This is a genomic window from Mycobacterium sp. 852013-51886_SCH5428379 (genome assembly GCF_001665575.1).
Lineage (GTDB): Bacteria > Actinomycetota > Actinomycetes > Mycobacteriales > Mycobacteriaceae > Mycobacterium.
Genome location: NZ_LZSU01000019.1, coordinates 201,446 through 215,777, shown reverse-complemented (window position 1 = coordinate 215,777; position 14,332 = coordinate 201,446). Strand labels below are relative to the sequence as shown.

The following is a 14,332-nucleotide window of genomic DNA, read 5'->3' as shown; positions in this document are numbered from 1 at the left end:
TCAGGTCAACGCGTCCACGATCTCGGCGAGTGCGTCGACTGCGATGGGGCCCGGTTGGTACAGGCAGATCCGGTCGGACACCCCGTCGACGCGGTCCCGGATGTGTGCGGCCACTTCGGCCGGGGTGCCGCAGGCGGCGATGGTGTGCAGGATCTCGTCGTCGATCAGGGTCGCCATCTCCTGCCAGCGGCCCTGTTTGGACATCGCGTTCAGCTCGGGTTGCAGATCGCCCCACCCGTGGGCGTCGAGCACGGGACGGTAGGCAGGGGTGGAACCGTAGAAGGCCAACAGCATTCGGGTCGAGTGGTGGTCGTCGTCCGACCCAGTGCCGACGGAGACGATCACCTCGGGCACTACGGCGAAGTCGTCCTCGGAGCGGCCCGCGGCGGCGAGGCCCTCACGGACCGCCGGCAGCGTGGTCTCGTGCAGGAACCGCTTCGACCCGAACGGCATCACCAGCAGACCGTCGGCCACCTCCGCGGTGGCCCGGGTCAGCCGCGGACCCAGCGCCCCCAGATAGATCGGGGGCGGACCGTAGGGATTCGGCCCGGGGACGAAGGTCGGTGTCATCAGGGTGTGGCGGTAGTACTCGCCGCGGAAGTCGAGTCGCTCCCCGTCGTTCCAGGTGGCGAAGATCGCGCGCAGCGCCCCCACCAGTTCCTTCATCCGTGCGACGGGTTTGTCGAACGCCACGCCGTAGCGCTTCTCGATCTGTGCGCGCACCTGCGTGCCCAGGCCCAGGATGAACCGGCCCTCGGCGAGCAACTGCAGATCGTTGGCCTGGTGGGCCAGCTGGATCGGGTTGCGCGGGAACGCGATCGCGACGTTGGACATCACGTCCAGACCCTTGACCGTCGACGCCAGCACCAGCGGGGTGAACACGTCGAACGGCCCCTCGAAGGTGAACACCCCGGACGCACCGGCCTCCTTGAGCAGACCTGCCCGTTCGACCGCATCGGTGGGCCCGAACAACGCTGTCATGACCTTCATCTCGCCGCCCTATCCCGCCACGTCGGTCCAGTCGGTGAACCCCGACGGACGGTGCGGTCCGATGATGCCGTGCTCGAACAGCCCCGCACCCTCGCGGGTGGTGCCGTCGGCCTCGGTGCACACGGCCTTGCCGACATGGTCGATCAGACTGAACGGCGCCCTGGCCATCACGGCAGGATCGGTCAGGTCGAAGCTGACCCGTTCGGTGAACGGGCCCTCCTTCCAGGTGCCGTGACCCCATGAGGTGTCGCCGCCGTAACCGGACCCGAATGCGATGGGCGCGAACAACTTCGATTCGACGTCGAGCTGGATCTTCTCACCCGCGCGGTTCATGAACTCGACATGGGCGCCGTGCGGGATCCGCGTCCCGGGCGTGTAGTGGATCGTCGCCCGTACGCCGTCGAGCTGTTCGACCCTGCCGTCGCGCCACCGGCGCGTGCAGTCGTAGAGGCTGCGGTGGCCGTCCGGATCCTCCTGCAGGATCAGGAACAGCTGGTAGTCGTCGAACGCCAGCGGCAGATACAGCCACCACATGCCGCCGAACGCGGTGTCGGGCCGCCCGGCCGGTTCCGGCTCGCCGACGGGGCGGATGCCCCACGACCGGTCCCGGCTGGCAACGCTGGTGTCGTGCTCGACGGTCAACCGCTCACCGTCGACGTCGATCCAGCCCTGCCAGCTGCCCACCTGCGCGAATCGGCACGCGTGCAACGTCACCCGCCGTTCGGTCAGCATCTCGTGCGGACGCTCCAGTGCGGCGGGGAACAGTCCGCGCCACGTCAGGTCCGCGGAGATGCCCTCGGTCTCGGCGATGGTCAGGTGCAACTCCTGCAGCGGTTCGACGACCTCGAGGCGGTAACCGTTGACGTGCTGGTGGAGCCGGTCGTCGTCGATCGCATCGCTGAAGTGCACCGCGGTCTGGGTGTCCCCGCGCCGCACCAGGAAGTAGGCGTCCTTGACGCCGAGGCGCGGGTAGTAGCCGATACCGGTCAGCGCCATGAACCGGCCGTCGCGGTCGAGCACGTTGAAGTAGGACCGGTCGTAGAAGTTGCGGTCCGACGTTGCGGGTGCGGCGATCGGCGCGGGCACCTGATGGATCGGGTACTCGTCGAGCGGGCTGAGGTTCACGAGCTCCCTAACAAATACGATGCGTGCTGTATTGGAACTAGACTGCGGATATGACAGCAGATCAGCGCGGCGAAGGCAAGGCGCCGGGCCGCCCCCGCGACGGCCGGATCGACGCCGCGATCATCGACGCCACCCGCGAGCTGATTCTCCAGACCGGCTACTCGGCGCTGTCGCTGTCGGCCATCGCCGCCCGGGCAGGCACCACCACCGCCGCGATCTACCGGCGGTGGTCGGGCAAGGCGCAACTCGTCCACGAGGCGGTGCTCTCGGCCGAGGCCACCTCGATCCCGGACGGCGCCGGTGACATCCGCGCCGACATCCGCGCCCTCGTCGAGACCACGCGCGCGATGTTCGACCGCCCGGAGGTCCGCGTCGCCCTGCCCGGGCTGATCGCCGACACCGTCGCCGACCCGGATCTGCACCGCACGATGACCGCCCGGCTGGCCGGCAATCTGGCCGCCTTCGAATCGCGCTTCGGCCAGCAGCGGCGCGGCGGCGACGACCTGCCGATGCTCGCCGAGGTCGTGGCGGGGACGGCGATCTTCCGCATCCTCATCCGCCACGACGCCAGCCTCGACGACGCGTGGGTGGACGCGATGACTGAGCTGATCACCGAGCGCTGGCCGGCTACTCGCCGACCCGGATGAGCACCTTTCCCGTGACACCGCTCTCCACGGCGTCGTGCGCTGCCGCCGTGTCCTCCAGCGGGAAATAGTGCAGCGGTAGACCGGCGCCCTCGCCGACGCCCATGGCGCCCGCCGCCACCGCGGCGGCAACGTCGTCGCGCGCGGCGGCCAGCACGTCCTCACCCACGGTGTAGAGGACCAGGAACTGGTAGCGGGCGTTGACCCACATGTTCGGCATGATGTCGAGTTCCACGGCGGTGCCGCCGTTGTTCGCGTAGATCGAGATCGTCGCCCGGTTCGACACCACCGCTGTGTTCAGCGCGGCGTTCTGCGCGGGCGCCACCTCCACCACGATGTCCACCCCGTCGGGGGCCGCGGCGCGGATCGCCTGCACCGCATCCTCCGAGCGGTAGTTCACGACGTGGTCCGCGCCCGCCGCGGACGCCAGCGCCGCCTTCTCGGGGCTGCTCACCGTCGTGATCACCCGAGCGCCCGCCCACCGGGCCAGCTGGATGGCCGCATGGCCGACGGCGCCCGCGCCGCCGGCCACGAGCACCGTCACACCGTCCAGCGCACCAGGGTGCAGCCGCGACGGCAGCCCCTCGGCGACGGTGAGCGCCCGGTGCGCCGTCAGGGCGGGCACCCCCAGGCTGGCGCCGACCTCGAAGTCGACCCCTGCGGGTAGCGGCACCACCGCCGTCGCGGGCAGCGCCACGTACTCCTGGGCCGTGCCACCCGGACGCTGATGCTGGGCCATGAACACCCACACCCGGTCACCCACCGCAAGTCCGGAGACGCCGTCGCCGAGCGCGTCCACCACCCCCGCGCCGTCGTGGTGGGGTACCAGCTCGGCGAATTCCAGTTCCCGGCCGGGTGCTGCGCCCTGCCGGTGCTTCCAGTCGGTGGGGTTCACGCCCGAGAGCGCGATGCGGACCCGCACCTCGCCCGGCCCCGGTTCGGGCACCGGGCGGTCGTGCAACTGCAATACGGAACTGTCGCCCGTCCGGGCGTAGGTGATCGCCTTCATGCGACGACACAACGCGAAGCCCCGCGGCCGGTGTTCCACCGGCGTTCCCCCGGGATTTCGGGGCGGACTGCGGGCCGTGGGAAGATGGGACGCGTGTTGCGATGGACGACTGCCGGTGAATCCCATGGCCGTGCGCTGGTGGCCATGCTCGAAGGCATGGTCGCCGGTGTGTCTGTGACGTCGGCGGACATCTCCGCGCAGCTACAGCGGCGCCGGCTCGGCTACGGCCGCGGCGCCCGGATGAAGTTCGAGCAGGACGAAGTGACCATGCTGGCCGGCGTCCGGCACGGCCTCACCCTCGGCGGGCCGATCGCGATCGAGATCGGCAACACCGAGTGGCCGAAGTGGGAGACCGTGATGGCGCCGGACCCGGTCGACGAGCAGGTGCTCGCCGACAGCGCCGCGCGCAACGCCCCGCTGACCCGGCCCCGCCCGGGGCACGCCGACTACGCCGGCATGCTCAAGTACGGCTTCGACGACGCCCGGCCGGTGCTCGAACGCGCCAGCGCCCGCGAGACCGCCGCCCGCGTCGCCGCCGGCACCGTGGCCCGCAACTTCCTGCGCCAGGCCCTCGGCGTCGAGGTGGTCTCCCACGTCATCTCCATCGGTGCGTCGGCCCCCTACGACGGCCCGCCGCCGCAGCCCGCCGACCTGGCCGCCGTCGACGGCAGCCCGGTGCGCGCGTACACCCAAGAGGCAGAGCAATCCATGATCGCCGAGATCGAGGCCGCCAAACGCGACGGTGACACGCTCGGCGGCGTCGTCGAGGTCGTCGTGCACGGGCTGCCGGTCGGAATCGGCTCGTTCACCAGCGGGGAGAACCGCCTCGACAGCCAGCTCGCCGGTGCCGTCATGGGCATCCAGGCCATCAAGGGCGTCGAGATCGGCGACGGATTCGAGACCGCCCGCCGGCGCGGCAGCGTCGCCCACGACGAGATCTACCCGGGCCCCGACGGTGTGGTGCGTTCCACCAACCGCGCGGGCGGCCTGGAGGGCGGGATGACCAACGGCCAGCCGCTGCGGGTGCGCGCCGCGATGAAACCGATCTCCACGGTGCCGCGCGCGCTGGCCACCGTCGACATGGCCACGGGCGAGGAAGCCGTCGCGATCCACCAGCGCTCCGACGTCTGCGCGGTGCCTGCCGCCGGCGTCGTCGTCGAGACGATGGTCGCGCTCGTGCTGGCCCGCGCCGCGCTGCAGAAGTTCGGCGGCGACTCGCTGGCCGAGACCCGCGCCAACGTCGAGTCCTACCTGCGCGCCGTCGCGGAGCGCGAAACGCACCCGGTCGGGGCCCATCCCGTCGAGACGCCAGGCTGATGGCCCCGAAGGCGGTGCTGGTCGGGCTGCCCGGATCGGGTAAGTCGACGATCGGCCGGCGCCTGGCCAAAGCGCTCGGCGTGGCGATGCTCGACACCGACGTCGCCATCGAACAGCGCACCGGCCGCACCATCGCCGAGATCTTCGCCGAGGACGGCGAAAAAGAGTTCCGGCGCCTCGAGGAGGAAGTGATCCGCGATGCGCTGCAGAACCACGACGGCGTGCTGTCGCTGGGCGGTGGTGCGGTGACCACCCCCGGTGTCCGTGACGCGCTCGCCGGACACGCCGTGGTCTATCTCGAGATCAGCGCCGCCGAGGGGATCCGCCGCACCGGCGGTAGCAACGTGCGTCCGCTCCTGGCCGGTGGCGACCGCGCCGAGAAGTACCGGGCGTTGATGACCGAACGCGTACCGCTCTACCGGCGGGTGGCCACGCTGCGCGTCAACACCAACCGGCGCAATCCCGGAGCGGTGGTGCGCCACATCGTGCACCGGCTCGAGCACACCCCCGACCCCACCAAACCGGCGAGCGCCGAGGTGAACCGGCCGCGCCGTCGCCGCAGGCCGCCGTGGCGCCGCGACCCCACGGCCGGCGCCCCGGAAACGCCCCCGACCTCCGAGCCCACCGACAACACCCCGCCCACCCCCGCGGTCATGGCCGCGCGCAAACCCGGAAGACACGCATGAGCGAAGCGGTCACCGTCGACGTCCTCGTCGACCCCCCGTACCCGGTGATCATCGGCACCGGCCTGCTCACCGAGCTGGGCCACCAGCTCGAGGGCAGGCACAAAGTCGCGATCCTGCACCAGCCGACGCTCACCCAGACCGCCGAGGCGATCCGAAGTCACCTGTCGGACAAGGGAATCGACGCGCACCGCATCGAGATCCCCGATGCCGAGGCCGGTAAGGAACTGCCCGTCCTCGGTTTCATCTGGGAGGTGCTCGGCCGCATCGGGCTCGGCCGCAAGGACGCCGTCGTCAGCCTCGGCGGGGGAGCGGCCACCGACGTCGCCGGATTCGCCGCCGCCACCTGGCTGCGGGGTATCGACATCGTGCACGTGCCGACGACACTGCTCGGCATGGTCGACGCCGCTGTCGGCGGAAAGACCGGCATCAACACCGACGCAGGCAAGAACCTCGTCGGCGCATTCCACCAGCCGGCCGCCGTGCTGATCGACCTCGCGACGCTGGAATCCCTGCCGCGCAACGAGATCGTGGCGGGGATGGCGGAAGTGGTCAAGGCCGGCTTCATCGCCGACCCGCAGATCCTCGACATCATCGAGGCCGACCCCGAGGCCGCGATCGACCCCACCGCGGACGTGCTGCCCGAACTCATCCGGCGTGCGGTCGCCGTCAAGGCCGAGGTGGTGGCCGCCGACGAGAAGGAATCCGCGCTGCGGGAGATCCTCAACTACGGCCACACGCTCGCGCACGCCATCGAACGCCGCGAACGTTACAGCTGGCGCCACGGCGCGGCCGTCTCGGTCGGGCTGGTGTTCGCCGCCGAACTCGGCCGGCTGGCCGGCCGGCTCGACGACGAGACCGCCGACCGGCACCGCAGCGTGCTCACCGCGCTCGGGCTGCCCATCTCCTACGACGCCGACGCGCTTCCGCAGCTGCTGGAGTACATGGCCGGGGACAAGAAGACCCGCTCGGGAGTGCTGCGGTTCGTGGTCCTCGACGGTCTGGCCAAACCCGGCCGGCTCGAAGGTCCGGACCCGGCGCTGCTGGCGGCGGCCTACTCGGTGGTGGGGGGAGCGCAGTGAGCGCCGGAAGTACCGTTCAGGTCATCAACGGTCCCAACCTGGGTCGGCTGGGTAAGCGCGAACCGGCCGTCTACGGCAGTACCACCCACGACGACCTCGTCGCCCTGATCGAGCAGGAGGCCGCCGGCCTCGGCCTGGCCGCCGTGGTGCGGCAGAGCGACAGCGAGGGCGAGCTGCTGGGCTGGATCCACGACGCGGCAGACGCGGGGCAGCCCGTGATACTCAACGCCGGCGCGCTCACCCACACCTCGGTCGCCCTGCGCGACGCATGTGCAGAACTCGGCACCCTGATCGAGGTGCACATCTCGAACGTGCACCGGCGCGAAGAGTTCCGGCACCACTCGTATCTCAGCGGCGTCGCGACCGGCGTGATCGTCGGTCTGGGTGTGCAGGGCTATCTGCTGGCCCTGCGCTACCTGGCGGCCTAGGCGCGCGACTCGGGGCGGTCGGTGGCGGTCTGGGTGGCCACCGGGCCGGTCTGCGGCTCGTAATCCTCGGCCGTCCGCGACTCCTCGGAGCCGCCGGGTCGCACGGCGGCGAACACATCGGTGTCGGCGCGCTCGTCGTCCTCACGCTGGCGCGGCTGATCCGGGGTCTTGCGGTCGACCAGCCAGCGGCCGATCGCCACACCGAGGATCGCCAGCAGGAATACCAGCAGCGCGGTGAACGCCGCAAACGTGGTGACCTCGCTGACCAGGGCCTCGACGTAGAGGTTCTTGTAGAACATCCCGATCAGCCACGTGACCAGACCGCTGACGACGCCGGCGAAGAGTCCGGCCAGCAGCCACGTCATCGCCAGATCGGCGCGGCGATCGGGGTCCGGGTTCTTACGCGCGTCGGCGCGACCGTCGAAGAAACCCCAGATGAAGGCGACGATCGCGTAGACCGCCACCAACGAAATGCTGATCGTCGTGGCCCGCGTCTCCCAGGCGTTGATCATCGCTCCCTGCAGCAATCGGACGATCACCATCAGGGCCGCGAACACCAATCCGCGCAGTAACCACTTGCTCATGGCGCAACAGCCTAGCGAGTAGCGTCAGCGGCTGTGACAATTTCCCAGCGCAGGGACCGGCTGCGCGAGCGACTGATCGCGGCCGAACTCGATGCGATGCTGGTCACCGACCTCATCAACGTGCGATACCTGTCCGGATTCACCGGTTCCAACGCGGCGTTGCTCATCAGCGCGTCGGACGTCACGCCGGTGCTGGCCACCGACGGCCGGTACCGCACACAGGCCGCCGCCCAGGCGCCCGACGCCGAGGTGGTCATCGAACGCGCCTGCGGACCCCACCTGGTGGAGCGGGCGGCCGCGGCCGGGACCGCCCGGCTGGGCTTCGAGAGCCACGTGGTGACCGTCGACCAACACGCCCGGCTGCTGGAGGCCGCCGGCCGGACCGAACTGGTCCGCGCTCCGGGCACCGTCGAGGCGTTGCGTGAGGTCAAGGACGCCGGTGAGGTGGCGCTGCTGCGGCTGGCGTGCGAGGCCGCCGACGCGGCGCTGGCCGATCTGCTCGCCCGGGGCGGACTCCGGCCCGGTCGCACCGAGAAAGAGGTGCGTCGCGAGCTCGAGGACCTGATGCTCGACCACGGCGCGGACGGCCCGTCTTTCGAGACCATCGTCGCCGCGGGCGCGAACTCCGCCATCCCGCACCACCGGCCGACCGACGCCGTGCTGGCGGCCGGCGACTTCGTCAAGATCGACTTCGGCGCGCTGGTGTCGGGCTACCACTCCGATATGACCCGCACCTTCGTGCTGGGCCGAGCTGCCGACTGGCAACGTGACATCTACGCGCTGGTCGCCGACGCGCAGCGGGCCGGCCGCGAGGCCCTGGCCCCGGGCGTGACGCTCAAAGACGTCGACACCGCCTCCCGGCGCGTCATCGCCGACGCCGGCTACGCCGACCACTTCGGGCATGGCCTCGGACACGGCGTCGGACTGCAGATCCACGAAGCGCCGGGAATCAATGCCGCCGCCGCCGGTACACTGCTTGCTGGCTCTGCGGTCACCGTGGAACCCGGTGTCTACCTCCCCGACCGTGGCGGTGTCCGTATCGAGGACACGCTGGTCGTCGGCAGCCCTACAGGCGCAGGGGAAGACACACCCGACTTGCTCACCCGGTTCCCCAAGGAACTGGTGGTCATCAACTAGGACTACAGGAGAACACCGACCGTGGCATCGACCGCCGACTTCAAAAATGGGCTCGTCCTGAACATCGACGGCCAACTCTGGCAGATCATCGAGTTCCAGCACGTCAAGCCCGGTAAGGGTCCGGCGTTCGTGCGGACCAAGCTCAAGAACGTCGTCTCGGGCAAGACCGTCGACAAGACCTACAACGCCGGTGTGAAGGTGGAGACCGCCACCGTCGACCGCCGCGACGCGACCTACCTCTACCGCGACGGTTCGGACTTCGTGTTCATGGACTCCGAGGACTACGAGCAGCATCCGCTTCCGGAGGCGCTGGTCGGCCGGGCCGCCGGTTTCCTGCTCGAGAGCATGCCCGTGCAGATCGCGTTCCACGACGGGGTGCCGCTGTATCTCGAGCTGCCCGTCACCGTCGAACTCGTGGTGGCCTCGACCGAACCCGGTCTGCAGGGTGACCGCTCCAGTGCGGGCACCAAACCGGCCACCCTCGAGACGGGTGCGGAAATCCAGGTGCCGCTGTTCATCAACACCGGCGACAAGCTCAAAGTCGACTCCCGGGACGGCAACTACCTGGGCCGCGTCAACAGCTAGTCATGCCTGACCGCAAACCGGACCGGGGCCGGCACCAGGCCCGCAAGCGCGCGGTCGATCTGCTCTTCGAAGCCGAGGCGCGCGGGATGACCGCCGCCGAGGTCGCCACCGCGCGCAACGCGCTGGCCGGACAGCAGCCCGACGTGACCGCTCTCAACCCGTACACCGTGACTGTCGCGCGCGGGGTGACCGAGCACCGCGCCCACATCGACGATCTGATCTCGGCGCATCTGCAGGGCTGGACGCTCGACCGGTTGCCCGCCGTGGATCGCGCGATCATGCGGGTGGCCGTGTGGGAGCTGCTGCACGCCGAGGACGTACCCGAACCGGTGGCGGTCGACGAGGCGGTCGAACTGGCCAAACAGCTCTCCACCGATGACTCTCCGGGATTCGTCAACGGGGTGCTGGGCCAGGTCATGCTGGTGACCCCCCAGATCCGGGCGGCGGCAGAGGCGGTGCGCGCCGTCGGCGACGATGCCTGACCCCGAGGCACACGCCGGTTCCGGCCTGCGCATCATGTGGTACCTCAACGGCGCCGACGGCGATGTGCCATGGCAGCCGGAACACCGTGTGCCACCGTCGCTTTCGCATCTGCGGTCGGTGGCGGCCGCGCTGGACGGGCTCGGCTACTTCGGCGCGCTGAGCACCGCGCGGGAGACCATCGCCCTGGTGGGCGACACCGAGCGGTTGCGCTTCATGATCCCCGAGTACCCCGGCGTCAAACCGCCCGCGCTCCTCGCCGAGGAGGCGCAGGTCTTCGACCACTATTCGGGTGGTCGGCTGATCTTCAACCAGGTCAACGGCGCCGACCCCGTACTGGCCCGCTACGGCCGGTTCGCCCCGAAAGCCGCGCGCTACGGCGAATCCGAGGAGTTCTGGAAGACCGTGCGCCGGCTGTACCTCGACGATGCGGCCGCGTTCGACGGTGAGCACTTCCGGTTCGGCCCGCGCTACAAACCGCCGATCGCCGGGCCGCGCCAGGAGGGCGGTGTCCCGGTGTGGGGGACCGGTGCGTCACCGGAGGGGATCCGCCACGCCGTCGCGGTACTCGACAGCTATCTGAGCTTCCTCGCCGAACCCGGCAGCCTGGCAAAGACTTTCGGCGCGATGCGGCAGGCCGCCGACGCCGCCGGACGCGTCATCCCGGTGGGCGTGCTGGCCAGCGTGATCGTCCGGGACACCCACGCCGAGGCTTGGCGACACTTCGAATGGCAACTGGCGCAGACCGATCCGGCCGAAATGGTGCGCCTGGCGGACCGCAATCTGAGGTCGTTCGGATTCGGGCCGCTGGCGGAGATGTCGAGTGATGACCCGCAGGTCCAGAGCCGCATCGACAGCCTGCGGGCCGGGCGCCTGCCCAGCCGCGAGCAGCTCGAGTTCGCGCCCGGACTCGCCGCGGGCCTGACCACCTGGACCTCCGGTGAACCGCCGTTCGACATCGCCGGTAAGGGCTCGGGCAACTATCTGATCGGCAGCCCGGAGACGGTGGCGGGGCTGATCACCGAGTTGTCCGCGCGACTGGACATCGACACCTGGATCCTGTCGGGCTGGCCGTTGGCCGCCGAGGCCGAACGCTTCGCCCGCCAGGTGATCCCGCTGCTCGACGTGCGGCCCTACGAGCCGCCGGTGCTGCGGACGGGATAGTCGGGCAGCGTGATGGCGTCGGCGGTGGTGAACCACAGTCGCGACGCGACGATCCGGAACGGCCAGCGCTGCATCCACTTGTACGCCCAGGCGGTGTTCTGGATGTCCTTCTCGGTCATCGGCGCATAGCGGTCCAGCGTGTTGTTCAGGTGCTGGCAGCGCTCGACGTAGGGCCGGATCAACCGGTCGTAGGACGCCAGCGCCGCCGCGAGCCGGTCGCCGGACATCCCGTCCCCGGCGCCGAGTTCGCCCGCGAGCAGATAGCCGCCGACCAGCGCGAGGCTGGTGCCCATCCCGGACAGGGGCGAGGCGCAGTAGCCGGCGTCGCCGACCAGCGCCACCCGGCGCGTCGACCACCCGGGCATGTGGACCTGCGCGAACGAATCGAAGTAGAAGTCGTCGGCGGTCTCGGCCGCGTCCAGCAGCGCGTCGCACTGCCAGCCGGCACCGGCGAACCGTTCCCGCAGCAGTGCGCGCTGCGTGTCCATGTCGTGCCGGTCGTAGGTGAGCGGTTCGGACCGGAACGACAGGCTGGCTTTGGCCAGCGCCGGATCGTGGGACGGGCGCATCGAGGCGTGCAGCCCGCCCGGCGCCTGGAACGCCAGGTACCAGCCGTCGAGCCCGGCGGTGTCGGGGGCGGTGAACCAGGCGTTGTAGCCGCCCAGTGGCCGGATGAAGTCCTCCTCCGGGCCGAACGCGAGGCGGCGCACCGCCGAATGCGGTCCGTCGGCGCCGACGACGAGGTCGGCCTGCATCGTCGACCCGTCGGCGAACGTGACGTCGACACCGGCCTCGTGCTCGGCCAGGGCGGCGATGCGGGTGCCGAACCGGTACTCGGTGTCCGCCTTGGTGGCCTCGTACAGGACCTCGACGATGTCACCGCGCAGGATCTCCAGCTTCGAGACCGGGCCGTTGCCGTCGAACGCGGTGACCGGCATCTCGGCGCGGCGGCTGCCGTCGGCCCGCACCCAGGCGATCCCGCGCTGGAACAGTGCGCGGCTGCGCATCTGGGTCAGCAGACCCATCCGCTCCACCACGTCGGCACCCGCGCCGCGCAGATCCACCGTCTGTCCGCCGGGTCGGATATCGTCGGCGATCTCGGTCACGACCACGCTAAACCCGTTGCGCGTCAACCACAGTGCGAGAGCAGGTCCCGCGATGCCTGCGCCGCTGATCAGGACGGTGGGCTTGGCCATGCCGACAGATTAAGTCACAGATCCAGCGCCGCGTAGGTACGCCGCACGAACTTGGGCTGGACGGATTGCAGCTTCATCAGCGAGGTGTTCCCGGCGACCGCGGCGGCGGCGTCCGCGCTGAGGTTGGGCAGGTTCTGGATGAGGTAGATCAAGATGAGATCGTTGCTCGGGTCCGCCTGCCACCACGTGCCGTACGCGCCGGGCCAGCTGAAGGTGCCCAGTCCGCCGGGACCGTACAGCTGGCGCGACTTCGCCGGATCGGTGACGACCGACAGGTTCAGTCCGAACCCGCGGCCCATCCAGAACGGCATGCCCAGGAACGGGTGCTTCTTCTGCTCGGCGGTGAGGTGGTCGGTGCGCATCAGCCGCACCGCATCCTCGGAGAGCACGCGCACACCGTCGATCTCCCCGCCGCTCAAGAGCATCCGTGCGAAGCGCAGATAGTCATCGGCGGTGGAGAACAGGTTGGCCCCGCCCATGCAGAACGGCGGCGGCGTGGTGCGCGGCGGGCCCATCGCGTCGTGGCTGAGCGTGTCGTCGGCGAGTTTGTACATCGTCGCCACCCGGCCCCGGTTGTGCGGCGCGACGAAGAACGCGGTGTCGGGCATGCCGAGGGGACCGAGGATCCGCTCGGTGAGCACGTCCTGCAGCGAGGAGCCCTCGATGCGTTCGAGCAGGATGCCCAGCACGTCGGTGGAGGTGCTGTAGGTCATCCGCTCCCCGGGCTGGTGTTCCAGCGGCAGCGCGCCGACCTCGGCGAGCCAGGCACCCGGATCCTGTTTCGCCGAGATCCGGCCGTAGGCGCGGGCCAGCGGCCCGGTCACCGAGAAGACGTACGCCAGCCCGCTGCGGTGGGTCATCAGATCCTCGACGGTGATGTCCCGCCGCGCCGGATGGGTGCGGTCCAGCGGGCCGCCGGGCGCGTCCAGCACCGTCATGTCCTGCAATTCGGGCAGCCACCGCGTCACCGGATCGGACAGCGCCAACCGGCCTTCGTCGACCAGCGTCATGGCGGCCGCCACCGTGACCGGCTTGCTCATCGACGCGATGCGGAAGATGGTGTCGCGTTGCATCGGCAGACCCGCCTCGACGTCGCGGCGACCCAGTTCGTTGACCTGGAGCACCCGTCCGCCCTGCCACACCAGGGTCACTGCCCCCGACAGCAGTCCGGCGTCGACCGCCTCGTGGATCGACGCATCATTACCAGCGAGATTCATCAAGCCAGGCTAACCACAACCGGGGCATGTCCGCGCCGGTGGTAGGCTCCCCGGCAGTTTGACATCCTTTAACGATCCGTCCCGCGAGGCGGAGAAGGAGGTCTGGATCGCGCGTGGGCAGTCCTGACACCCCCGACCGGGAATTGATGACGGCGGCGGACGTGAGCCGCACCATCTCCCGGATAGCGCATCAGATCATCGAGAAGACCGCACTCGACGGCCCGGACGCACCCCGGGTGGTGCTGCTCGGCATTCCGACGCGGGGGGTCACCCTCGCGACCCGGCTGGCCGAGAAGATCGAGGAGTTCTCCGGGGTCACCGTGGGACGCGGGGCCCTCGACATCACGCTCTACCGCGACGACCTGGGTAGCAAACCGCCCCGGCCGCTGGCGGACACCTCGATCCCCGAGGGCGGCATCGACCACGCGTTGGTGGTGCTCGTCGACGACGTGCTCTACACCGGGCGCTCGGTGCGCGCCGCGTTGGACGCCTTGCGCGACTTCGGCAGGCCGAACGCCGTGCAGTTGGCCGTGCTGGTCGACCGCGGCCACCGCGAACTCCCACTGCGCGCCGACTACGTCGGCAAGAACGTGCCGACCTCGCGCAGTGAGAACGTCAAGGTGCGGCTGGCCGGAACCGATGACGTGGAAGGCATCTGGATCGCACCCTACGGAGGGCCCGAACGCTGATG

Annotated in this window: 15 protein-coding genes and 1 pseudogene; 10 read left to right on the top strand and 6 right to left on the bottom strand. The window is 70.1% G+C overall.

The window, feature by feature from the left end; all coding sequences use genetic code 11:
- Together A5757_RS08425 and A5757_RS08420 are read right to left on the bottom strand one after the other, a co-directional pair.
- The gene (locus tag A5757_RS08425) at nucleotides 1-990 is read right to left on the bottom strand and encodes a TIGR03617 family F420-dependent LLM class oxidoreductase (RefSeq protein WP_066831298.1); all 990 of its coding nucleotides are present in this window, start codon (nucleotides 988-990) and stop codon (nucleotides 1-3) included.
- A gap of 9 nt (nucleotides 991-999) precedes the next feature.
- Complete coding sequence (locus tag A5757_RS08420; RefSeq protein WP_066831296.1) at nucleotides 1,000-2,115, bottom strand: hypothetical protein; 1,116 nt, start codon at nucleotides 2,113-2,115, stop codon at nucleotides 1,000-1,002.
- Nucleotides 2,116-2,165: 50 nt separating this feature from the next.
- Here A5757_RS08420 and A5757_RS08415 point away from each other — a divergent pair, with 50 nt between their 5' ends.
- The gene (locus A5757_RS08415; RefSeq protein ID WP_066831294.1) at nucleotides 2,166-2,762 is read left to right on the top strand and encodes a TetR-like C-terminal domain-containing protein; all 597 of its coding nucleotides are present in this window, start codon (nucleotides 2,166-2,168) and stop codon (nucleotides 2,760-2,762) included.
- Here the strand turns inward: A5757_RS08415 and A5757_RS08410 are convergent.
- Nucleotides 2,743-3,768 (bottom strand): NADPH:quinone reductase, encoded by a 1,026-nt coding sequence (locus A5757_RS08410; protein WP_066831281.1) that lies wholly within the window; start codon nucleotides 3,766-3,768, stop codon nucleotides 2,743-2,745. The genes A5757_RS08415 and A5757_RS08410 overlap by 20 nt on opposite strands.
- A 93-nt stretch (nucleotides 3,769-3,861) precedes the next feature.
- Here A5757_RS08410 and aroC point away from each other — a divergent pair, with 93 nt between their 5' ends.
- The 4 genes and pseudogenes from aroC (at nucleotide 3,862) to aroQ (ending at nucleotide 7,278) form a co-directional block, all read left to right on the top strand.
- Nucleotides 3,862-5,085: a chorismate synthase gene (gene aroC / locus A5757_RS08405; RefSeq protein ID WP_066832277.1), complete on the top strand. Its 1,224-nt coding sequence runs from the start codon at nucleotides 3,862-3,864 to the stop codon at nucleotides 5,083-5,085.
- Nucleotides 5,085-5,615: pseudogene (locus tag A5757_RS08400) on the top strand (shikimate kinase); the annotation flags it as partial. The gene aroC and the pseudogene A5757_RS08400, both read left to right, overlap by 1 nt.
- 152 nt (nucleotides 5,616-5,767) lie before the next feature.
- A complete protein-coding gene (gene aroB, locus A5757_RS08395) occupies nucleotides 5,768-6,850 on the top strand; it encodes a 3-dehydroquinate synthase (protein ID WP_066831275.1) in 1,083 nt (360 codons plus the stop codon).
- Nucleotides 6,847-7,278 (top strand): type II 3-dehydroquinate dehydratase, encoded by a 432-nt coding sequence (aroQ, locus tag A5757_RS08390; protein ID WP_066831272.1) that lies wholly within the window; start codon nucleotides 6,847-6,849, stop codon nucleotides 7,276-7,278. The genes aroB and aroQ overlap by 4 nt, the downstream gene beginning before the upstream one ends.
- Here aroQ and A5757_RS08385 read toward each other — a convergent pair.
- Nucleotides 7,275-7,862, bottom strand: a complete 588-nt coding sequence (locus tag A5757_RS08385) for a B-4DMT family transporter (RefSeq protein ID WP_066831269.1) — start codon at nucleotides 7,860-7,862, stop codon at nucleotides 7,275-7,277. The two genes, aroQ and A5757_RS08385, sit on opposite strands and share 4 nt — an antisense overlap.
- 33 nt (nucleotides 7,863-7,895) lie before the next feature.
- Here A5757_RS08385 and A5757_RS08380 point away from each other — a divergent pair, with 33 nt between their 5' ends.
- From A5757_RS08380 to A5757_RS08365, 4 genes are read left to right on the top strand one after another with little or no spacing between them, the layout of a single operon-like run.
- Complete coding sequence (locus tag A5757_RS08380; RefSeq protein ID WP_066831266.1) at nucleotides 7,896-8,999, top strand: Xaa-Pro peptidase family protein; 1,104 nt, start codon at nucleotides 7,896-7,898, stop codon at nucleotides 8,997-8,999.
- Nucleotides 9,000-9,020: 21 nt separating this feature from the next.
- Nucleotides 9,021-9,584: an elongation factor P gene (efp, locus tag A5757_RS08375; RefSeq protein ID WP_066831263.1), complete on the top strand. Its 564-nt coding sequence runs from the start codon at nucleotides 9,021-9,023 to the stop codon at nucleotides 9,582-9,584.
- A 2-nt stretch (nucleotides 9,585-9,586) separates the two neighbouring features.
- A complete protein-coding gene (nusB, locus tag A5757_RS08370) occupies nucleotides 9,587-10,066 on the top strand; it encodes a transcription antitermination factor NusB (RefSeq protein ID WP_066831260.1) in 480 nt (159 codons plus the stop codon).
- The gene (locus tag A5757_RS08365; RefSeq protein WP_066831257.1) at nucleotides 10,059-11,228 is read left to right on the top strand and encodes an LLM class flavin-dependent oxidoreductase; all 1,170 of its coding nucleotides are present in this window, start codon (nucleotides 10,059-10,061) and stop codon (nucleotides 11,226-11,228) included. The genes nusB and A5757_RS08365 overlap by 8 nt, the downstream gene beginning before the upstream one ends.
- Here A5757_RS08365 and A5757_RS08360 read toward each other — a convergent pair.
- Nucleotides 11,198-12,424 carry an FAD-dependent monooxygenase gene (locus tag A5757_RS08360; RefSeq protein WP_066831256.1) on the bottom strand — a complete coding sequence of 409 codons (1,227 nt, stop codon included), beginning with the start codon at nucleotides 12,422-12,424 and terminating at the stop codon, nucleotides 11,198-11,200. The genes A5757_RS08365 and A5757_RS08360 overlap by 31 nt on opposite strands.
- Nucleotides 12,425-12,438: 14 nt before the next feature.
- Nucleotides 12,439-13,641 carry a serine hydrolase gene (locus A5757_RS08355; protein ID WP_066831254.1) on the bottom strand — a complete coding sequence of 401 codons (1,203 nt, stop codon included), beginning with the start codon at nucleotides 13,639-13,641 and terminating at the stop codon, nucleotides 12,439-12,441.
- Nucleotides 13,642-13,754: 113 nt separating this feature from the next.
- On the opposite strand from A5757_RS08355, the gene pyrR reads away from it, so the two are divergent.
- The gene (pyrR, locus tag A5757_RS08350) at nucleotides 13,755-14,330 is read left to right on the top strand and encodes a bifunctional pyr operon transcriptional regulator/uracil phosphoribosyltransferase PyrR (RefSeq protein ID WP_066831251.1); all 576 of its coding nucleotides are present in this window, start codon (nucleotides 13,755-13,757) and stop codon (nucleotides 14,328-14,330) included.
- The last annotated feature ends 2 nt before the right edge of the window (nucleotides 14,331-14,332 follow it).